The 18,313-nt window shown below is 63.6% G+C and carries 20 protein-coding genes; 4 read left to right on the top strand and 16 right to left on the bottom strand.

What is annotated here, in order from left to right; genetic code table 11:
* Positions 1 to 62: 62 nt before the first annotated feature.
* The 10 genes from phnC to phnG all read right to left on the bottom strand — a co-directional run bounded on the left by phnC (position 63) and on the right by phnG (position 7,265).
* Positions 63 to 920, bottom strand: a complete 858-nt coding sequence (gene phnC / locus ASD99_RS20040; RefSeq protein ID WP_057144671.1) for a phosphonate ABC transporter ATP-binding protein — start codon at positions 918 to 920, stop codon at positions 63 to 65.
* 111 nt (positions 921 to 1,031) lie between these two features.
* Positions 1,032 to 1,748, bottom strand: coding sequence for a DUF1868 domain-containing protein (locus tag ASD99_RS20035; RefSeq protein ID WP_057144670.1), 717 nt, complete (start codon positions 1,746 to 1,748; stop codon positions 1,032 to 1,034).
* A gap of 86 nt (positions 1,749 to 1,834) precedes the next feature.
* Positions 1,835 to 2,452, bottom strand: a complete 618-nt coding sequence (locus tag ASD99_RS20030; RefSeq protein ID WP_057144669.1) for a DapH/DapD/GlmU-related protein — start codon at positions 2,450 to 2,452, stop codon at positions 1,835 to 1,837.
* Entirely contained in the window at positions 2,449 to 3,156 is a 708-nt protein-coding gene (phnL, locus tag ASD99_RS20025) for a phosphonate C-P lyase system protein PhnL (RefSeq protein ID WP_056594831.1), read from the bottom strand. The genes ASD99_RS20030 and phnL overlap by 4 nt, the downstream gene beginning before the upstream one ends.
* A 2-nt stretch (positions 3,157 to 3,158) precedes the next feature.
* Positions 3,159 to 3,935, bottom strand: a complete 777-nt coding sequence (gene phnK, locus ASD99_RS20020) for a phosphonate C-P lyase system protein PhnK (protein ID WP_057144668.1) — start codon at positions 3,933 to 3,935, stop codon at positions 3,159 to 3,161.
* On the bottom strand, positions 3,932 to 4,813 hold the full coding sequence (locus ASD99_RS20015) for an alpha-D-ribose 1-methylphosphonate 5-phosphate C-P-lyase PhnJ (protein WP_057144904.1): 882 nt from the start codon (positions 4,811 to 4,813) through the stop codon (positions 3,932 to 3,934). Before ASD99_RS20015 ends, phnK begins: the two co-directional genes overlap by 4 nt.
* Positions 4,814 to 4,818: 5 nt before the next feature.
* Positions 4,819 to 5,082: a hypothetical protein gene (locus tag ASD99_RS33535; protein ID WP_162256713.1), complete on the bottom strand. Its 264-nt coding sequence runs from the start codon at positions 5,080 to 5,082 to the stop codon at positions 4,819 to 4,821.
* Positions 5,079 to 6,191 (bottom strand): carbon-phosphorus lyase complex subunit PhnI, encoded by a 1,113-nt coding sequence (locus ASD99_RS20005; protein ID WP_057144666.1) that lies wholly within the window; start codon positions 6,189 to 6,191, stop codon positions 5,079 to 5,081. Before ASD99_RS20005 ends, ASD99_RS33535 begins: the two co-directional genes overlap by 4 nt.
* A gap of 1 nt (position 6,192) precedes the next feature.
* Positions 6,193 to 6,804 carry a phosphonate C-P lyase system protein PhnH gene (gene phnH / locus ASD99_RS20000; protein ID WP_057144665.1) on the bottom strand — a complete coding sequence of 204 codons (612 nt, stop codon included), beginning with the start codon at positions 6,802 to 6,804 and terminating at the stop codon, positions 6,193 to 6,195.
* Positions 6,804 to 7,265 carry a phosphonate C-P lyase system protein PhnG gene (gene phnG, locus ASD99_RS19995; RefSeq protein WP_057144664.1) on the bottom strand — a complete coding sequence of 154 codons (462 nt, stop codon included), beginning with the start codon at positions 7,263 to 7,265 and terminating at the stop codon, positions 6,804 to 6,806. The genes phnH and phnG overlap by 1 nt, the downstream gene beginning before the upstream one ends.
* Before the next feature lie 132 nt (positions 7,266 to 7,397).
* On the opposite strand from phnG, the gene phnF reads away from it, so the two are divergent.
* Positions 7,398 to 8,147 carry a phosphonate metabolism transcriptional regulator PhnF gene (phnF, locus tag ASD99_RS19990; protein WP_056594846.1) on the top strand — a complete coding sequence of 250 codons (750 nt, stop codon included), beginning with the start codon at positions 7,398 to 7,400 and terminating at the stop codon, positions 8,145 to 8,147.
* A 154-nt stretch (positions 8,148 to 8,301) separates the two neighbouring features.
* On the opposite strand, the gene ASD99_RS19985 is transcribed toward phnF, so the two are convergent.
* The 6 genes from ASD99_RS19985 to ASD99_RS19960 form a co-directional block, all read right to left on the bottom strand.
* Complete coding sequence (locus ASD99_RS19985) at positions 8,302 to 9,321, bottom strand: zinc-binding alcohol dehydrogenase family protein (RefSeq protein ID WP_056594848.1); 1,020 nt, start codon at positions 9,319 to 9,321, stop codon at positions 8,302 to 8,304.
* A 74-nt stretch (positions 9,322 to 9,395) separates the two neighbouring features.
* Positions 9,396 to 10,361 (bottom strand): ABC transporter permease, encoded by a 966-nt coding sequence (locus tag ASD99_RS19980; protein WP_056594850.1) that lies wholly within the window; start codon positions 10,359 to 10,361, stop codon positions 9,396 to 9,398.
* Positions 10,358 to 11,911, bottom strand: coding sequence for a sugar ABC transporter ATP-binding protein (locus ASD99_RS19975; protein ID WP_057144663.1), 1,554 nt, complete (start codon positions 11,909 to 11,911; stop codon positions 10,358 to 10,360). Before ASD99_RS19975 ends, ASD99_RS19980 begins: the two co-directional genes overlap by 4 nt.
* Before the next feature lie 157 nt (positions 11,912 to 12,068).
* Positions 12,069 to 13,061 (bottom strand): ABC transporter substrate-binding protein, encoded by a 993-nt coding sequence (locus ASD99_RS19970; protein ID WP_013529529.1) that lies wholly within the window; start codon positions 13,059 to 13,061, stop codon positions 12,069 to 12,071.
* A 338-nt stretch (positions 13,062 to 13,399) separates the two neighbouring features.
* Positions 13,400 to 14,398 carry an aldo/keto reductase gene (locus ASD99_RS19965; protein ID WP_057144662.1) on the bottom strand — a complete coding sequence of 333 codons (999 nt, stop codon included), beginning with the start codon at positions 14,396 to 14,398 and terminating at the stop codon, positions 13,400 to 13,402.
* A gap of 60 nt (positions 14,399 to 14,458) precedes the next feature.
* The gene (locus ASD99_RS19960) at positions 14,459 to 15,964 is read right to left on the bottom strand and encodes a UxaA family hydrolase (RefSeq protein ID WP_056594861.1); all 1,506 of its coding nucleotides are present in this window, start codon (positions 15,962 to 15,964) and stop codon (positions 14,459 to 14,461) included.
* A gap of 229 nt (positions 15,965 to 16,193) precedes the next feature.
* Here ASD99_RS19960 and ASD99_RS19955 point away from each other — a divergent pair, with 229 nt between their 5' ends.
* From ASD99_RS19955 to ASD99_RS19945, 3 genes are all read left to right on the top strand, one after another.
* Positions 16,194 to 17,096 carry a GntR family transcriptional regulator gene (locus ASD99_RS19955; RefSeq protein ID WP_057144661.1) on the top strand — a complete coding sequence of 301 codons (903 nt, stop codon included), beginning with the start codon at positions 16,194 to 16,196 and terminating at the stop codon, positions 17,094 to 17,096.
* A gap of 193 nt (positions 17,097 to 17,289) precedes the next feature.
* Positions 17,290 to 17,646: a DUF2946 family protein gene (locus tag ASD99_RS19950; RefSeq protein WP_057144903.1), complete on the top strand. Its 357-nt coding sequence runs from the start codon at positions 17,290 to 17,292 to the stop codon at positions 17,644 to 17,646.
* A gap of 97 nt (positions 17,647 to 17,743) precedes the next feature.
* Positions 17,744 to 18,283, top strand: a complete 540-nt coding sequence (locus ASD99_RS19945; protein WP_057144660.1) for a copper chaperone PCu(A)C — start codon at positions 17,744 to 17,746, stop codon at positions 18,281 to 18,283.
* The last annotated feature ends 30 nt before the right edge of the window (positions 18,284 to 18,313 follow it).

Raw genomic sequence — 18,313 nt, 5'->3', positions numbered from 1 at the left:
CGGCATCGCGCCGGCTGCGTTGGGATACGATGCCCTTGACGCGGGCTGGCGATCCAGGTCGCTCAGTAACCAGGAAAGGCTGGCTCAAGCGGTCCGGCGGATGCGGCGATTTTTTGCTTGATGACGACACTGGTCGAGGTGATGGCCTCGGAGATTTCGCCGCCGCTGCTGTCGGCGCCGTAGACCATGCGCACGGCCTCGCGGTTGAGGTCCTCGGGCGGGCCGTCGAAGACGACCTTGCCGGCGGCCATGCCGATGATGCGGCTGCAATAGGTGCGGGCGGTGTCCAGCGTGTGGAGATTGGTGACGACGGTGATGCCTTCGCGCAGATTGATGTCCTGCAGCGAGTCCATCACCACCTTGGCGTTAAGCGGGTCAAGGGAAGCGATCGGCTCGTCGGCAAGGATCACCTTGGGTTGCTGCATCATGGCGCGAGCAATCGCGACACGCTGCTGCTGGCCGCCCGACAGGGTGCCGGCTGGCTGCAGCGCTGTGCGTGCGATGTCGAGACGTTCCAGTGCTGCCATTGCCTCGGCCCGTTCCTCCCTGGAGAAGATGCCGAGCAGGTTCACCATGGTCGAACGGTGGTTGAGCTTGCCGAGCAGCACATTGGTCAGCACGTCGAGGCGCGGCACCAGGTTGAACTGCTGGAAGATCATGGCGCAGTCGCGCTGCCAGCGCCGCAGCGGCGAGCCGCGCAACTGGGAGACCTCGGCGCCGTCAAAAAAAATCGACCCATGGCTGGGATCGATGAGACGGTTGATCATGCGCAGAAGGGTTGATTTGCCGGCGCCCGAACGGCCGATAATGCCAACCATCTGACCCTGCGGGATCGCGATGTTGATGTCGCTGACGGCAGTGTTCTTGCCAAATCGTCGGGTGACACCGCGTATTTCGAGCGTGGCAGAGGTTGCTGGCATGGCGGCAGATTCCAGTCCGGACCATTGATCGTCAGGCTCTCGCCTAACGCAGCCACATGAACCTGCCGTGTCGCGATGATGTCAGTTTTGTTACGCTCCACAGGTGTGGAGCTACGGCCGGCCGAGGACCAGCAGTTCCTCGAAGTGCTCCATGTCCCTGAAGCTGCAGAAGGCCGGCGCCTTGATTTCGATCACCGGAGCCTGTCGCTGGAAAAGCTCCAGGCAATCGTCGAACAGGTCCTGCCATGCGGCTGCCCGATCGTCGGCCAGACGCTGGATCTGGTAGGCGAAGGTGATGTGGAAGACGTAAGCGTCGTGATCGGGATGCCGGTAGCCGAACGGCACGGCCAGCGCGTCGCGCCATTGACGCATGATGCGCACGTCGTCGTCGGTCGCGCCGGCAACGGTGAGGCCGGTCGGCAGAACTTCGACGACCTTGATGTTGAATGGGCCGAAGCCCTCGAAGCCTTTCAGCCGTTCCAGATAGAGGCGGGTCATGGCGTCGATGCTGGTGTCGAGAGGCACGTCCTGCGGCCAGTAGGGTAGTCGCCGGCGATATTCGATGATGCCCTGGAACAGCGTCATGTGCAGGCTGGAGACGGGCGTGAAGGCGAGCCGGTCGGCGTCCGGCATCGCCAGCATGCGGTCGCGCACCGCAAGCATCACAGCTTCCGATGGCGAACCGCTGACGAGATGACTGACGACCGTGTTGCCGGGCTCGATCAGGAAATTGCCTGATGTGTCGTAGCGCGTGCCCAGATGAACCGGCGGCTTCGGATTTGAGCCGGCAAAGAATGCGGTGAGCGAGGGTTTGACTGTGTCGAGCATTGCGATCTCCTGGGAAAGGCCGGGTCCTGCCTCGGAGATGTGTCAGGGATATGAAACAGGTTCGCCCATGACGATGATGTGATGGCTTATCCGCCGTATTTTTCCAGAAAAGCCTCAGCCTCAAGCGAACGAAAATCATCCAACGCGGCACGCAGCCTTGCATGGTCCCAGTCCCACCAGGCGAGCGCCTGGTAGCGTTCGGCGGTGCGGCGGTCGAAGCGCTGACGGATCGGCTTTGCCGGCACGCCGGCGACGATGGTGTAGGGGGCGACATCCTTCGAGACGACTGCACCGGCGCCAACCGCGGCGCCATCGCCGATGGTGACGCCGGGCAGGATGGTCGAGCCATGGCCAAGCCAGGTGTCGTGGCCGATAGTAACCCGCCTGGCGCGGCGCTGGGCGAAGAACTCGCTCTCGTGCTCGGCGTCGTCCCAATAGTCGGAGGCGCGATAGGTGAAATGGTGCAGCGTCGGCCGCCAGGTCGGGTGGTTGGTGGCGTTGATGCGCACGCTGGCTGCAATGTTGGAGAACTTGCCGATCGTTGCGCACCAGACTGCGCAATCCTGCATCATGTAGGAATAGTCGCCGAGTTCGCTTTCCGAGACCCGGCTGCGGTCGGCGATCTCGGTCCAGCGGCCGAGCGTCGTGTTCTGCACCTCCGCCGTCGGGTGGACCAGCGGTGTCTCCGACAATTTCCTCGTCATGCGGCGATCTTTCCGGGAGCGAAAGCGGTGACGTCGATGACGCGGTCGGCAACCGCCTCGCGCACGTCGTGGTCGTGGAAGATACCGAGCAGGGCGACATCAGCCGCCTTCTTGGCGGCGATGAGTTCGATCACGACATCGCGATTCCTGGCATCGAGCGAAGCGGTCGGCTCGTCGAGCAGCAGGATCGGGTGCTCGGTGATGAAGCCGCGCGCGATGTTGACGCGCTGCTGCTCGCCGCCGGAGAAGGTCGCCGGCGGCAATGCCCAAAGTTTCTCCGGCAGGTTGAGCTGGGCCAGCAAGGCGCGTGCCTTGCCTCTGGCTACTTCGCGGTCCTCGCCGCGCTCGACCAGGGGTTCGGCGACGACATCCAATGCCGAGACGCGCGGCACGGTGCGCAGGAACTGGCTGACATAGCCGATCGTTTGCCGGCGGACCGCAAGCACGGTGCGCGGACTGGCGGTGGCGAGGTCGATCAGCCCGTCATCGTGCGTGACGATGATCTGGCCTTCGTCGACGGCGTAGTTGCCGTAGAGCATCTTCAGGATCGAGCTCTTGCCGGCACCGGAGGGACCGCCGAGCACGGTGCATTCGCCGGCCCTGATCGAGAACGAGACGCCGGAGACAACGGGCAGTCTGATGCCGTCGCGCAGATGCATGGTGAAGCTCTTGGCGACGTCTGAGACAACAAGGGGCGTCGCCATGGTTAAACCTGCAAGATGGAGGAGACGAGGAGCTGGGTGTAGGGCGCGCGCGGGTCGTCGAGCACGCGGTCGGTGAGGCCGCTTTCGACGACGCGGCCGTCCTTCATCACCATCATGCGCTGCGACAACAGCCGCGCCACGGCAAGATCGTGGGTGACGACGATCGCCGCCAGACCAAGATCGGTAACCAGACCGCGCAGCAGGTCGAGCAGGCGCGCCTGCACCGAGACGTCGAGGCCGCCTGTCGGTTCGTCCATGAACACCAGCCTTGGCCCGGTGACGAGGTTGCGGGCGATCTGCAGGCGCTGGCGCATGCCGCCGGAAAAGGCGCGCGGCTCATCGTCGACGCGGTCCTCGTCGATCTCGACGCGCGACAGCCAGTCGACGGCCGTGGCGCGGATCTTGCCGTAGTGGCGATCACCGACCGCCATCAGTCGCTCGCCGACATTGGCACCCGCCGATACCGTCATGCGCAGGCCGTCGGCCGGGTTCTGGTGGACAAAACCCCAGTCGGTGCGCATCAAGAAGCGGCGCTCGGCCTCGCTCATGCGGTAGAGCTCGCGGAACTGGCCGTCGCGCATGCGGTAGCTGGCGGTGCCGGAGGAGGGTATCAGCCGCGTCGACAAGCAGTTGAGCAACGTCGTCTTGCCGGAGCCGGATTCGCCGACGACAGCCAGGACCTCGCCCGGCCAGAGGTCGAAGGAGACGTTGTCGCAGCCGACGCGCGAGCCATAGAACTTGGACAGCGCCGAGACGCGCAGCAGCGGTTCGTCGGTCATTGCGCCGGCTCCATGGTCTCTGGTGCGAGGTGGCCGCGATGGCCGTCCGCCCGCCGCTTCTCGCAGTGATCGGTATCGGAGCAGACGAACATGTGACCGCCATGGTCGTCGAGGACGACCTCGTCGAGATAGACATTCTCGGCCGCGCACAGTGCGCAGGGCTGGTCGAAGGTCTGCACCTCGAAGGGATGATCCTCGAAGTCGAGGCTGACCACTTCGGTGAAGGGGGGCACCGCATAGATGCGCTTTTCGCGCCCGGCGCCGAACAACTGCAGCGCCGGCGAGCGGTGCATCTTGGGATTGTCGAATTTCGGCGTCGGCGACGGGTCCATTACGTAGCGGCCCTCGACCTTGACCGGATAGGCATAGGTGGTGGCGATGCGGCCGTGCTTGGCGATGTCTTCGTACAGCTTCACATGCATGAGGCCGTATTCCTCCAGCGCATGCATTTTTCGCGTTTCGGTCTCGCGCGGTTCGAGGAAGCGCAGCGGCTCCGGGATCGGCACCTGATAGACCAGCACCTGGCCCGCGGTGAGCGGGTGTTCGGGAATGCGGTGGCGGGTCTGGATGATGGTGGCGCTGGCGGTATCGGTGGTGACAGCGACATTGGCGACCTTCTTGAAGAAGGCGCGGATCGAGACCGCGTTGGTGGTGTCGTCGGCGCCCTGATCGATCACCTTCAAGACATCGTCGGGACCGATGATCGAGGCGGTGACCTGGACGCCGCCCGTGCCCCAGCCATAGGGCATCGGCATTTCACGCGAAGCGAACGGCACCTGATAGCCGGGAATGGCGATGCCCTTGAGGATCGCCCGGCGGATCATCCGCTTGGTCTGCTCGTCGAGGTAGGCGAAGTTGTAGGTGGCGATGTCGGTCATGGCGATCACATCCGCATTGTACTATTGAATTGGCGTCCAAGACGCGGAAACAGGGCCGAATTCAGATGGCCCCAACCGGATGGATGCATCTCGGAGTTTTGCTGCTGGTGTTCGCCGGCGTCGTTCTCTTTTTCCTTCGGCGCATGTTTCTGCCCGCGCCAAAAGAAAGTGCGAGCGGTGAGACCATTGCTGGCAGCAAAGGGTTCAACCAGGCGCATAGTGGCCACTACAGCGCAGGTCATGGTGGCGGCGGAGACGGCTGAAATCATTCCGCGGCCTCCCGCTTCTCTTCGACCTTCGCGGGGGTTTCGCGCGCTTCGTATTCGGCACGCATGCGGCGCACGAGGTCGAGTTCGGCCTGGAAGTCGACATAATGCGGCAGCTTCAGATGTTCGACGAAGCCGGTCGCCTGGACGTTATCGGAATGAGAGATGACGAACTCTTCGTCCTGGGCGGCGGCGACGACATCCTCTCCGAGTTCGGAAGCGCGCAGCGCCCGGTCGCAGAGCGCCATCGCCATCGCCTTGCGCTCGCTCTGGCCGAAGACCAGTCCGTAGCCGCGGGTGAATTGCGGCGGCGCCTTGACCGATCCTTTGAACTGGTTGACCATCTGGCATTCGGTAACGCGGACAGTACCGAGCGGCACAGCGAAGGGCAGTTCCGGTACGTCGAGTTCGAGCTCGACCTCGCCGACGCGGATCTCGCCGACGAAGGGATGGTTGCGGGCATAGCCACGCTGCGTGGAATAACCGAGCCCCAGCAGGAAACCCTCGTCGCCGCGCGACAGCGCCTGCAGGCGGATGTCGCGCGCCATCGGGAACTCCAGCGGTTCGCGGGTGATGTCGCCGGGGACATGGTCTTGCGGCATGTCGCCGTCCGGCTCGATCAAGCCTTCGCGGGCGAGGATCGCCGAAACGCGCGGCATGGCTTGCGCCTCCGTCTCGCGCTGCAACGGCTCGGCAACATCGCCGCCGGCGGCAAGCTCGGGATCGAGCAGCCGGTGGGTGTAGTCGAAGGTGGGCCCGAGCAACTGGCCGCCGGGCAGGTCCTTGTAGGTCGCCGAGACGCGCCGCTCGACCAGCATGTTGGCGGTATCGATCGGCTTGGTGTAGCCGAAGCGCGGCAGCGTCGTGCGATAGGCGCGGACCAGGAAGATCGCCTCGATCATGTCGCCGCGCGCCTGGGCGATTGCCAAGGCAGCCAGCTCACGGTCGTAGAGCGAGCCTTCGCTCATCACCCGGTCGACGCCGAGCGCCAGCTGCTCGATGATCTGGTCGAGGCGAAGGGCCGGCACCGAACGGTCGCCGCGCCGGCGGTCGGCAAGCAGGCTGTGGGCATTGGCAATGGCCGCTTCGCCACCTTTTACCGCAACATACATCTTACGCCTCCATCGTCTTGATGCGAGTCGTGCGCGACAAGCAAGCAATGCCATCAGCGGTGGCGAGGATGATGTCGACGCCGCGCGGAAAGCGCTTGATATTCTGCTTCCACTGTTCGACGAAATGGCGCGGCATCTGCGCCGGCGCAATCGTGGCGCTGGTTTCGATGCCGGGACCTTCGAGCAACAGCGGCGTGCCGGAGACGAGATCGCTGACCTGCAGGATCAGCGTGGTCGAGCGGTCGGGGTAGTCCTGCGTGCCCTGCGAAAAGCCGTCCAACGACATCATCTCGGCCGGCGTGGCGATCAGAGCGAAATGCGCATCGGCTGGCGTGTTGGCCAATGGCGCGCCGGTGTGGAAACCAAGCCAGGATTTGATGGCAGTGGAAGCCTGCAAAGCAGGGTCGAGCCACAGCGGTGTGTCGTTGTCGCAAAGCGCCAGCGCGATGGCGCAGGCGCTTGCCGAGAGCGGCGCCGGCGGGCGGGCGAGGGCCGGCAGCGGCTGTACGCTGCCTGGCCGCGCCATCGCGTCCATGACCGCCCGGAACACGGTCTGGGCATTGAAGACCGGATCGGCGAAACCGCCTTCGATCGATTGCGCCGCAATGTCCATCAGTCTTCTCCGCGAACCATGGTGAAGAAATCCACCTTCGTTGCCGCCGTCTCGGCGCGGCGTTTCTCATGTATCGCGGTCAGAGCCGACCGCAGGGGCGCTATCAGCCCGGTCTCGACTTTGGCGCGGTGGCCAGGGTCCTGCCACAGTGCGTCGGCGATGGCCGCCAGCTTCGCCTTCTGCTTGTCCCGGCCAAGGGCATAGCAATGGCCGACCTGTCCGGACGGCAGGCGGACCGTGGCGCGGGTGACGGTCGCCTCGCCGACATTGAAGGGCGCGCCGCCACCGCCGATGCGGCCGCGCAAGGTGACCAAGCCTGTCTCGGGGCCGCGCAGCAGTTCAGCGTCCGAAGGCAATCCGGCCTCGTTCCAGAACCGCACGATGTCGTCGCCGCTGGATTGCGCCAGCGTCGCCATGGCGGCCTTGCGTTCGACCTGGTCGCGGGCTTCCTGTCCTCGCATGAGCAATAATCCTTGTGGCTAAATTTGTCTATTGATATAGACAATTATACAAATTATACCTATTATCTAGCGCGTGTCCATGACGGGTGGATGACGGTAGAAGACCGCGCGCTAGAAGGCTGGGGGCAATCAATGGTCGGGCGGCTGGCAGCGGACAGCATCGAGCGGCGCAGCGGCGTTTCGCTGTGGCGGCAGATCGCCGACAAGATCCTGCATGCGATCGCCATCGGCGATTTCGCCGAAAATGCCCCGCTGCCGCCTGAGGTGGCACTGGCTGAGCGGTATGGCGTCAATCGCCACACGGTGCGCAGCGCCATAGCAGCGCTTGTGCAGGAAGGCGTGCTGCGGGCCGAGCAGGGACGCGGGACTTTCGTGCTGTCGCGCAAAAGGCTGTCCTATCCGATCGGCGCGCGCACACGCTTTTCGACAGGCCTGCAAGGGCAGACGACGGAAAGGCACATCGTCCTGCTCGCCTCGTCGGTCGAGCCGGCCAGCCAGCGCGTCGCCGAGGGCCTTGGCCTTGCCAGGGGGGCTGAGGTGATCCGTCTGGAAACACGTGGCGAAGCCGATGGACGGCCGGTGTCGCGCGCTGCCGGCTGGTTCGATGCCAGGCGCTTTGCCGGTATCGATGCCGCGATGGCTGAGACCGGCTCGATCACCGCGTCGCTGGCGCGGTTCGGCATAGACGACTATCTCAGGCAATCGACCGTGCTGTCGGCGCGCCATGCCGATGCGGCCGACCTTGCCGATCTCGATCTGCAGCCGGGCGCCATCGTGCTGGTCACCGTCGCCGTCAACGTCACGCCGGACGGCCAGCCGATCCAGTTTTCCGAGTCGCGCTTCCCAGCCGAGCGGGTGGAACTCAAATTGTCGGCGCTGTAGGGAGTGCCGGCCTTGTACGAGACCGTGATTATCTGACCCACGCTGATATCAGACCAACTCGGTCGCGCTCACTTGTCAGCGTCTTGGCGTTTGAGGGCCGCCTTCGACCTGGGCGGGGCGTCGTCAATTCGGGCCGGGTTCACCGCCTGCCATGTTATGACCCCACCTCGATCACAGCCTTGATCAGGCCGGATTTCTCATGCGCCCAGTGAGCGAGATCGCGCGGCGTGTCGGAGAGCGTGGTGCGGTGGGTGACGAGCTTGGCCATCGGCACGGCGCCGTTGCGGATCGAGGCGGCGACATGGTCGAAGTCGGCGCGTAGCGCGTTGCGGCTGCCGATCAATGTCATCTCGCGCTTGTGGAATTCCGGATCGGAAAAGCTGATGTCGTCCTTGACGACGCTGACCAGCACCAGTGTCCCGCCATGCGCGACATGGGCGAAGGCCGACTGCACCGACTGGGTGTTGCCGGTGGCGTCGAAGACCACATCGAAGCCTTCGCCTGATGTCGCCTCCCTGACCAGATCGGGTGCTGAGCCGCGTGAGCCGTCGAGGGTCTGGAAACCAAGCGCATTCGCGGCGAAGGCGAGCCTTTCGCTGCTCATGTCGAGCAGCATCACGTCGAGCCCGGCGATGCGGGCGAAGATGGCGGTGCCAAGCCCGATGGGGCCGGCACCGATGACCAGGGTGCGGGCGCGGGGATCGGCGCGGGCACGCCGCACGGCATGCGCGCCGATGGCCAGGAATTCGACGGCAGCGGCGTCGGCCAGCGACAGGCCGTTTGCCGGATAGAGATTTTGCGCCGGCACAAGGATGCGTTCGCACATGGCGCCGTCGCGATGCACGCCGAGCACCTCGATCCTGACGCAGCAATTCGGCTTGCCGTGCCGGCAGGCGACGCACTTGCCGCAGGAAAGATAGGGGTTGATGACGACCGGCTCGCCAACGGCCAGATCGACGCCTTCGCCGGTCTCGATGATCGTTCCAGACACCTCATGGCCCATGATGCGGGGATAGGCGAGGAACGGGTGCTTGCCCTCGAAAATGTGGTAGTCGGTGCCGCAGATGCCGACATGGCTGACCGCCACCAGCGCCCAGCCGGGAGGCGGTGAGTCCGGTGCGGGACGGTCTTCCAGGACAAGGTCGCCGGGCGAACGGCAGACAACGGCTTTCATGCTTCAATCCAGTCTGTAGTGAAAATCGCCGGCCCGGCAGTCATGTCGGGCCGGCGATTGATTGCGGGGTTGGCTCACTTGCCGCGGCGGCGCAGGCCATCGAAATAGACAATGATGATGATCAGCGCGCCGGTGATGATGCGCTGCCAGAACGAGTTGACGTTGAGCAGGTTGGCGCCGTTGTTGATGGTGGCCAGGATGAAGGCGCCAAGTAGCGGTCCGTGCACCGAGCCGACGGCGCCGAACAGCGAGGTGCCGCCGATGACCGACGAGGCGATCGCCTGCAGTTCCCAGCCCTCGGCCTGGGTCGGATTGCCGATGCCGATGCGGGCGGCCAGCAGCACGCCGACGAAGGCCGCGCACAGGCCCGACAGCGTGTAGGCCATGTAGATGGTGCGCTGGACGTTGACGCCGGACAGGCGCGAGGCCTCGGCGTTGGAGCCGACCGAAAACAGATACCGGCCCCAACGGCTATGATGCAAGAAGACGTAGGCCGGAATGCCGACCAGGATCACCATCCAGAACAGGTTGGGGATGCCGATAAAGGAATTGCGCGAGAACGCGGTGAAGGTGTCGCTGTTGATGTTGATCGAATTGCCGTTGGTGATCAAAAGGCCGATGCCGCGCAACGAGGTCAGCGTCGCCAGTGTGATGATGAAGGGAGGCAGGCCCATCTTGACGATGCCGAAGCCGTGGAACATGCCGATGGCAACTCCAACCAGCAGCGTCACCAGTATGGCGAGCCAGATGGGGAAGCCGGCATTGATCATCATGGCGACGACGACGGTGGCGAAGCCGACCACTGCGCCGACCGAGAGGTCGATGCCGCCGGTGATGATGACGAAGGTCTGACCGACCGCCATGATGGCGATCATCGAGCCCTGGCGCAAAAGATTGGCGATGTTGTTGCCCGAGGCGAAGCTTGTTGTGGCCAGGGAAAGCACGATCCACAGCAGCACCAGCAGCGCCAAAAGCGTCAGCCCAAACAGGACGTTGTAGTTGCGCTTCGGTTTTTCGACAGCAATCGCCTCGGTGCTCATATCTGTCCTCCCAGCCTTTCTTGTTTCTCGGCTAGCGCCTGCGTGAGAATGTCCTCGTGGCTGGSGGCGCGGAAACCGTGCGTCGCCACCAGTTTGCCGCGCCGGAACACATGCAGCGTGTCGGCGAGTTCGTAGACTTCCGGCAGATAGGACGAGATCAGGATGATGCCGGCGCCCTTCGACAACAGCGCGCCGAACAGGCGGTAGATCTCGGCCTTGGTGCCGACATCGACCCCGACCGTCGGCTCGTCGAAGATGAACAGCTTGGCGCCGTGGGCCAGCCATTTGCCGATGACGATCTTCTGCTGGTTACCGCCCGACAGGCTGGACGCCAGCGCGCCGCGTGTCGGCGTCTTGATGCGCAGATCGGCGATCTGGCGATCGGCCTGCGCCTTCTCCTGTGCGCCCGAAATCAGCAGATTGTTCGAGATGCGCTTGTAGATCGGCAAATTGAGGTTGAGGCCGACCGGCAGGTTGAGGCAAAGCCCCTGGTCGCGGCGGCTCTCCGGTGCCAGCGCCATGCCGAGCTTGATCGCGTCATGTTCGGACTTGACCTGAACATCCTTGCCTTCCCACAGAATCTGGCCGGCGGATTTGCGGTGGCGGCCGTAAAGCGTGGTGACGAACTCGCTGCGCCCGGCGCCGATCAGGCCATAAAGCCCGACGATCTCGCCGGCGCGAACCGTCATCGAGACATCCTCGAAGCCCTTGCCGGACAGGTTCCTCGCCTCGATGATCGCGGCACCCGGCGTGAAATGCTCCTTGTGGTAGACCTGCTCGATCGAGCGGTTGATCATCATCTTGACCAGTTCCGCATCGTTGGTCTCCGCGATGTTGCGGGTGCCGACCAGCGTGCCGTCACGCAGCACGGAAACACGGTCGGCGAGTTCGAACACTTCCTCCATGCGATGGCTGATGTAGATGATCGTCACGCCTTCGCCCTTCAGCCGGCGGATCAGGGTGAAAAGCTGGTCGGCCTCCTTGCGGGTGAGGTAGGCGGTCGGCTCGTCGAAGATCAGGAATTTGGTGCCGCGCACGGTGGCGCGGGCGGCTGCAATCAGCTGTTGCTGGCCGATGGTGAGGTCGCCCAGCGTGACATGCGCCGGCAAGTCGAAGCCGAGATCGTCGATGATCTTCTGCGCTTGCCTGACCATGGCGCGCTGCTGCAGGATGCCGAAGCGCGAATTCTCCTCGCCGAGGAACATGTTGGCGGCGACCGTCAGGTGACGGCACAGCACGACCTCCTGGTGCACGGCATTGATGCCGAGCGCCATCGCCTCATGCGGCGTCGCCAAGGCAGCCGGCTGGCCCTCCCAGATAACCTCTCCGGAGGTGCGCGGCATCACGCCGGTCAAAAGCTTGATGAGCGTGGATTTGCCGGCGCCGTTCTCGCCGACGATGGCGTGGATCTCGCCGGATTTGAAAGCAAGATTGACCGGCTTCAGCGCGTGCGTGCCGGGATAGCGCTTCTCCAGCCCGCGTAGTTCGAGGATAGTCCGCCCCGATTCCAGCACGGGTGCCGGATGCAGTTCCTGCGCCGTCGAAATCATGACAATCCTCCCAGATTGGCCGCACGATTGGCACGCGGCGAGGCAAGGATATGCCTCGAAAACAGCCTAGCTTAAGCTTGTGGATTGCCAAGCCGTTTGTGCTGGCAGCTTAGTCTCCGGGGCGCGGTGCCCCGGAGACGGTTTCGGATGCGACGGCTTAAAGCTTCGGGTTGAGCAGCGCGTCGATCTTGGGGTCCTTCATGTTGTCCTTGGTCACCAGATTGGCGCCGGTGTCTACATTGGCCTCGACCTTTTCGCCCTTCGAGGCGGCAAGCGCGGTCTTGATGCCGTCATAGCCCATCCGGTACGGATCCTGGACGACGAGCGCGGAAATGACGCCGTCGTTGAGGAACTTGATCAGCTTCTCGTCGCTGTCGAAACCGACCAGCGCCAGTTTGCCGCCAAGGTTGTTTTCGGCGACAGCCTGACCGACGCCCTGCGCCATGATCAGGTTGGAGGCGAAGATGCCCTTGAGGTTCGGGTTGGCGGTGATCAGGTCGGTGGCGATGTTGAGGCCGGTGGTGGCCTGGCCATCGGCATATTTGTCGGCAACCAGCTTGAGGCCCGGATATTTGGCGGCCAGCTGTTCGGTGAAGCCCTGCTTGCGCTGCTCGAGCGAGCCGGCGCCCGGAGCGTTGGTGATCAGGGCGACGTCGCCCTCGATCTTGCCGCCGTTTGCGGCGCCGATGGCGGCCGCGAGGCCGTCGGCAGCGACGCGACCGCCCTGCACATTGTCGGTGGTCAGGAACGAGGTGAAGGCCTTGGAGTCGGCGCCGGAATCGATGCCGATAACCTTGACCTTGGCAGCGGCTTCATCGATCGGCTTGCCAAGCGCCTTGAACTCGGTCGGCGCAATGACGATCGCCGCCGGGTTGCTGGCAACGGCATTCTCGAGGATCGAGACCTGGCCGTTGACGTCGGTTTCAGCCTGGGCGCCGAGTTCCGGCACGTTGACGCCGAGATCCTTGCCGGCCTTGCGTGCGCCGGCCAGAACGATCTGCCAGTAGAAGGACGTGGTGTCCTTGACGATGATCGGAATGGTCACGTCCGCCGCCGAAACCGGCGCCGAATGCATGACGCCGGCGAGCATCGAAGCTGCTGCCAGCGCCATGACGGCACGGCGGTTGAGAATGCTGGTCACGAATTTCATGAGGTTCCTCCCTAAGTCGCCCGGTGAACGTTACGGAAGCTCCGTCCGGATAGGCGTGGCCCAAACAGAACTTTATCAATAAAAAACAGTTGCCTTGTTTTGATAGTGCATCGATCCAGCCGATGCAAGCGGTGTTTGACGCCAGTCCTGCCGAGGTCTGGGCAGGGGAAGATCGTGCGCCGCTACTCCCGTGCCGTCGTCAAACGCTCCCGTTCCCGTTCCGCGAGCATACGGAATATTAATTCCACAAATCAGTCAATATGGAATGTTCATTCTTTCTGTGGGATCGCAAGAATGTGAAGCCTGGGTCACCGTTCACCGCGGGGTGGATACGCGTTTCACGCCAGCTCCTGCACCAGCGTGTAGGGGCGATATTTGGCGTATTCCGTCTCCGGCACGTCGATGTCGAGCAGTTCGAGGTTGCGCGTCAGGTTTGCCAGCTTGGCGGTGCCGGTCAGCACGGTGGCGACCGCGGGTTCATGCAAGGGGAACTGGAACGCAGCCGCCGCCAGCGGATGGCCGCCCTCGGCGGCGATCCGCTCCATCGCACCGACGCGGTCGAGCACGTCATGGCTGGCAGGACGGTAATCGAAATGCGCGCCTTGCACCGGCCCGGTCGCCAGGATGCCGGAGTTGAAGACGCCGCCGATGACCAAGGACGTCTGTTGCGCGCTGCATAGCGGCAGCAACTCCGCTTCGGCGCTGCGGTCGAGCAGCGAATAGCGGCTGGCAAGCAGGATGCAGTCGAGCGGCGCCTCGCGCATCACGTCGAGACAAATCTGCACCTCGTTGACGCCGAGCCCATAAGCGGAAATGACGCCGGACCGTTTCAACTCTTCGAGCGCCTTGAGGCCGCCATCCATCAGCTCGCGAAAATGCAGCTTGGTCTTCTCGACACCATGTGTGTAGACGCCGATGTCGTGGACAAACAGGATGTCTATCCTGTTTAGGCCAAGCCGCGCATAGCTGAACTCGACCGACCGCATGATGCCGTCATAGGAATAATCGTAGTCGAGCGCGAAGGGTAGCGGATCGACATAGGAGTGATCGGGAACCTGATCGTCCGGTACCGGGCGGAACAGGCGGCCGACCTTGGTGGAAAGCACATAGGAATCGCGCGGCTTGTAGCGCAGGAAGTCGCCGAAGCGGCGCTCCGACAGGCCGAAACCGTAGAAGGGTGCGGTGTCGAAATAGCGCAGGCCGGCTTCCCAGGCGCCCTGCAGAGTCTCCATCGCCGCTTCGCGAGAACAAGCGCGGTAGAGACCGCCGATCGCGGCACCGCCGAAGCTGACCTCGGTGACCTCGAGCGCCGTCCTGCCAATGCGGCGTTTTTGCATGTAAACCTCCCCGGTGCCGGCCGTTGCACGGCTCGGCAGTCTACTCGATATCCGTACAATCTAGAGCGTTGCGCCAAGATGCCAGGGCACGAACTCGTTGTCGCCGTAGCCGAAATCCTCACTCTTGGTCTTGCGGCCGGAAGCCGTCTCGACGATCAGTTCGAAGATCTCGCGGCCCATGCCGGCGATGGTCTTTTCACCGGAGGCGATGACGCCGCAATTGACGTCCATGTCCTCTTCCATCTGGTGATACATGGTCGAGTTGGTGGCGACCTTGATCGATGGCGTCGGACGGCACCCAAAGCAGGAGCCGCGGCCGGTGGTGAAGACGATGACGTTGGCGCCGCCCGCCACCTGGCCGGTGGCCGAGACCGGGTCGTAGCCGGGCGTGTCCATGAACACCAGGCCACTGCCAGTGACTTTTTCGGCGTAGCCGAAGACACCGTTGAGCGGCGTCTGGCCGCCCTTGGCGACCGCGCCGAGCGACTTCTCCAGGATGGTGGTGAGGCCGCCGCGTTTGTTGCCGGGCGAGGGGTTGTTGTCGATCGAGGCGCCATGCTTGGTGACGTGCTCCTCCCACCACTTCACGAAGCCGTCGAGCTTCTGCGCGATCTCCGGCGTTGCCGCGCGGTAGGCAAGCAGATGTTCGGCACCATAGATTTCCGTCGTCTCGGAGAGGATGCCGATGCCGCCGACGCCGGCCAGGATATCGACAGCCGCGCCCAGCGCCGGATTGGCTGTAATGCCCGACATGCCGTCGGAGCCGCCGCATTGCAGGCCGACGACGATCTCGCTGACCGGGATCGGCTCACGCTTCAACTGGCCGACTTCCTCCGCGATCTCAGCCAGCACGCCCATCGCCTTTTCCACCGATTTGCGCGAACCGCCGGCGTCCTGGATGTTGAAGTGGCGTTTGCCGGCAGCGACGCCCTTCTGGCCGTAGAGGGTGAGCTGGTTGACCTCGCAGCCGAGCCCGACCATCAGCACACCGCCGAAATTCGGGTGGCGGGCATAGCCGGCAAGCGTGCGGTGCAGCACCATCATGCCGTCGCCGGTGCCGCTCATGCCGCAGCCCTGGCCGTGCACGATCGGCACGAAGCCGTCGATGCCGGGATATTTGGGCAGCAGCGTCCGGTTGGCGGTGTCGGCGATGGAACGGCAGACGGTCGCCGAGCAGTTGACGCTGGCGACGATGCCGATGAAATTGCGCGTGCCGGCGCGGCCATCGGCGCGGCGATAGCCCATGAAGGTGCGGGCGCGGTCGGCCTCCGTCGCGTGCTCGGCCTCGCTCGGCGGCACGACCGGCAAGCGGCCGGATTCGAAAACCAGATTGTGCGAATGAACGTGCTCGCCCGCTGCAATATCCTGCGTCGCGCGACCGATCGCCTGGGCGTATTTGACCACGGCTTCGCCGGCGGCGATCGGCTTGATCGCCACCTTGTGGCCGGGCTCGATCAGCGCGCTGGCGACGGCACCGCCCGGCAGCGCGGTGCCGATCTCGATGCGGCCGTTGGCGACTGCCACGTTGTCGGCGGGGGACAGAAGAATGCAGTTGGAGGGGTTCACGGGCGGTTTCCTGGGTGATCCTGGGATGCGCGGGCGGATTGACACGCGCCTGTTTAGAGATAATGTCTTTTATCGTGAAAAAACAGTTTTGCGTCAATTGTTTTTTCGTGGGGAGTTCCGCATGTCCTTGGGGTTGTTCCGCGAGGCGATTTCGCTTTTCAGGGTCATGGGAACGTCATATTGCGCTTCAAACCGGCCGCCGCAAGCGACGGCGTGCAACGGGTCAGGAATGTCGAAGAGCAACAACGTCTACAAGGATGCCTATAATCGCTGCCTGCGGCTGCTCGACGAAACGCGCAGCCTGCCTTCGGAGCCGGAACTGGGTACTCTGCTTGGCGTCAGCCGCACCACGGTGCGTACCATTCTCGCGCGCATGGAAGAGACCGGGCTGATCGCCTGGAACAAGCGTGCCAAGACGGTGCTGCGCGAACCGCGTCCGGATGATTTCTTCCCCGAGGAAGAGACCGACACGCTCGCCGAGATAATCGAGCGGTCGTTCATGCGCAGGCTGCTCGCCGGCGGCGCCGAAGCCGGCATGCAGATCAACGAACTCGAACTGGCGCGCGAGATCGGCGTCGGCACCACCAGCGTGCGCGAGTTCCTGATCCGCTTCTCCCGTTTCGGCTTGATCGAGAAGCGCCGCAACAGCCATTGGGTGCTGAAGGGTTTTACGCGCGCCTTCGCGCTGGAGTTGACCGAAATCCGCGAAATGTTCGAACTTCGCTCGGCAGCCGCCTTTGCCGCATTGCCACAGGACAGCGCGGTGTGGACCGATCTCGACCGCCTGGAAGACGAGCATCGCCAGTTGGCAAGCGAGATCGTCACCCGCTTCAACGAATTCTCCGAGCTGGACGAGCGCTTCCATCGGCTCATCCACCGGGCATCGCATAACCGCTTCATCGTCGATTTCTACGATGTCATTGCCATGATCTTCCACTACCACTACCAGTGGAACAAGGCGCAGGAACGCGAGCGCAACGAAGTCGCGATCGGTGAGCATCTGGTCTATATCGACGCGCTGAAATCGCGCGACCTAGGCAAGGTCGACGCCGCCTGCCGCAAGCACCTGAAGTCGGCGCGCCAGACATTGCTGACCTCGATCCCGGAAAGCCGGTTGCCACAAAAATCCTGAGCCGCGTCGCGGCTCGGATTTTTGTTTCATGCATGTCGTTATCCCAAAATCGCCGCGCATTTTTGGGCGACATGCATCGTGCCGCGTTGCCGCAGCGGCGATTTGGCGATTTTCCACCCGCCAGCCCCGTGCTAGGTATGGGGCGTTGCTGCGAAGAGGCAGGGCTTTGGGCGTATCGAGAAGACGGTGGAGCATACCGGTCGCGCTTGTCGCGGCCTATCTGCTGTTGCTCCAGTCGACACTTGGTGCCTTCGCCTTCGGCTCCGGTCCCAACGCGTCGCAGCTCGATGCCTTTGGCAACGTCATCTGTACCCACGAAGGCGCAACCCAGCTTCCCGGCGGCAACCAGCCGCCGTCCCATCTGCCCGCATGCTGTGTGCTCGGCTGCAGCATGTTTTCGCCGGCCTTTGCGCCGCCGGCGGATGCCGGCCTGGCGCTGGGCAGTCTTTCCTATGAAACGGTCGCCTTTGTCTTCCCGGCGGCCATCCATCTCAACTTCGCGCGTGAGCGCTCGCCGTCGAACCCGCGCGCGCCGCCGGTGACGGCCTGAGCCTAGTTGCCCGGCGGAACCTTTCGTAGGCGTACCCATCCAAAGATCAAACTGCTCGCGACCGGCAACGGCGCGACCATCACTTCATGGAGCAACCATGACCCATTCTTTCCGTATAGCGGCGAGCGATATGCCCGGCCGCATTCTGTCACGCTTCGAACAGCGTCTTGGCGTTGCCGTGCTGGCTCTTGTGCTGTCGTTCGTCGGCGCCCAGTCCGTCTTTGCGCATGAGTTCAAGGTTGGCGATCTCGAGATCGGCCACCCCTGGTCGCGTGCCACGCCGGCCGGCGCCAAGGTGGCCGGCGGCTATTTCACCATCACCAACAACGGCAGCGCGCCGGACCGGCTGGTGTCGATTTCCTCCGATGTTTCTGAAAAGGCCGAGCTGCATGAGATGGGCGTCAAGGACGGCGTCATGACCATGCGTCCGGTTGCCGGCGGCCTCGAAATTCCGGCTGGCGGCAAGGTCGCCCTTGCACCTGGCGGCTATCATCTGATGTTCATCGGCCTGAAGCGGCAACCCAAGCAGGGTGAAGAGTTTTCCGCCACACTGACCTTCGAGAAGGCCGGCGCCGTCAGCGTCGATTTCGCTGTCGAAGGCATGGGTGGTGGCGCCATGGACGACCACGCCAATTGATCGCGCCAGCTAGACAAATTTTGAAGATCT

This window comes from Mesorhizobium sp. Root695 (genome assembly GCF_001428185.1).
Taxonomy (GTDB): Bacteria; Pseudomonadota; Alphaproteobacteria; order Rhizobiales; family Rhizobiaceae; genus Mesorhizobium.
The sequence above is the reverse complement of the archived record's forward strand: the minus strand, read 5'-3'. Positions and strand labels throughout refer to the sequence as shown.

Excerpts from the sequence above, each read along its gene's own strand:
- phnC (WP_057144671.1), bottom strand. The coding sequence starts at position 920 with ATGCCAGCAACCTCTGCCACGCTCGAAATACGCGGTGTCACCCGACGA.
- ASD99_RS20035 (WP_057144670.1), bottom strand. The coding sequence starts at position 1,748 with ATGCTCGACACAGTCAAACCCTCGCTCACCGCATTCTTTGCCGGCTCA.
- ASD99_RS20030 (WP_057144669.1), bottom strand. The coding sequence starts at position 2,452 with ATGACGAGGAAATTGTCGGAGACACCGCTGGTCCACCCGACGGCGGAG.
- phnL (WP_056594831.1), bottom strand. The coding sequence starts at position 3,156 with ATGGCGACGCCCCTTGTTGTCTCAGACGTCGCCAAGAGCTTCACCATG.
- phnK (WP_057144668.1), bottom strand. The coding sequence starts at position 3,935 with ATGACCGACGAACCGCTGCTGCGCGTCTCGGCGCTGTCCAAGTTCTAT.
- ASD99_RS20015 (WP_057144904.1), bottom strand. The coding sequence starts at position 4,813 with ATGACCGACATCGCCACCTACAACTTCGCCTACCTCGACGAGCAGACC.
- ASD99_RS33535 (WP_162256713.1), bottom strand. The coding sequence starts at position 5,082 with ATGATTTCAGCCGTCTCCGCCGCCACCATGACCTGCGCTGTAGTGGCC.
- ASD99_RS20005 (WP_057144666.1), bottom strand. The coding sequence starts at position 6,191 with ATGTATGTTGCGGTAAAAGGTGGCGAAGCGGCCATTGCCAATGCCCAC.
- phnH (WP_057144665.1), bottom strand. The coding sequence starts at position 6,804 with ATGGACATTGCGGCGCAATCGATCGAAGGCGGTTTCGCCGATCCGGTC.
- phnG (WP_057144664.1), bottom strand. The coding sequence starts at position 7,265 with ATGCGAGGACAGGAAGCCCGCGACCAGGTCGAACGCAAGGCCGCCATG.
- phnF (WP_056594846.1), top strand. The coding sequence starts at position 7,398 with ATGGTCGGGCGGCTGGCAGCGGACAGCATCGAGCGGCGCAGCGGCGTT.
- ASD99_RS19985 (WP_056594848.1), bottom strand. The coding sequence starts at position 9,321 with ATGAAAGCCGTTGTCTGCCGTTCGCCCGGCGACCTTGTCCTGGAAGAC.
- ASD99_RS19980 (WP_056594850.1), bottom strand. The coding sequence starts at position 10,361 with ATGAGCACCGAGGCGATTGCTGTCGAAAAACCGAAGCGCAACTACAAC.
- ASD99_RS19970 (WP_013529529.1), bottom strand. The coding sequence starts at position 13,061 with ATGAAATTCGTGACCAGCATTCTCAACCGCCGTGCCGTCATGGCGCTG.
- ASD99_RS19965 (WP_057144662.1), bottom strand. The coding sequence starts at position 14,398 with ATGCAAAAACGCCGCATTGGCAGGACGGCGCTCGAGGTCACCGAGGTC.
- ASD99_RS19955 (WP_057144661.1), top strand. The coding sequence starts at position 16,194 with ATGTCGAAGAGCAACAACGTCTACAAGGATGCCTATAATCGCTGCCTG.
- ASD99_RS19945 (WP_057144660.1), top strand. The coding sequence starts at position 17,744 with ATGACCCATTCTTTCCGTATAGCGGCGAGCGATATGCCCGGCCGCATT.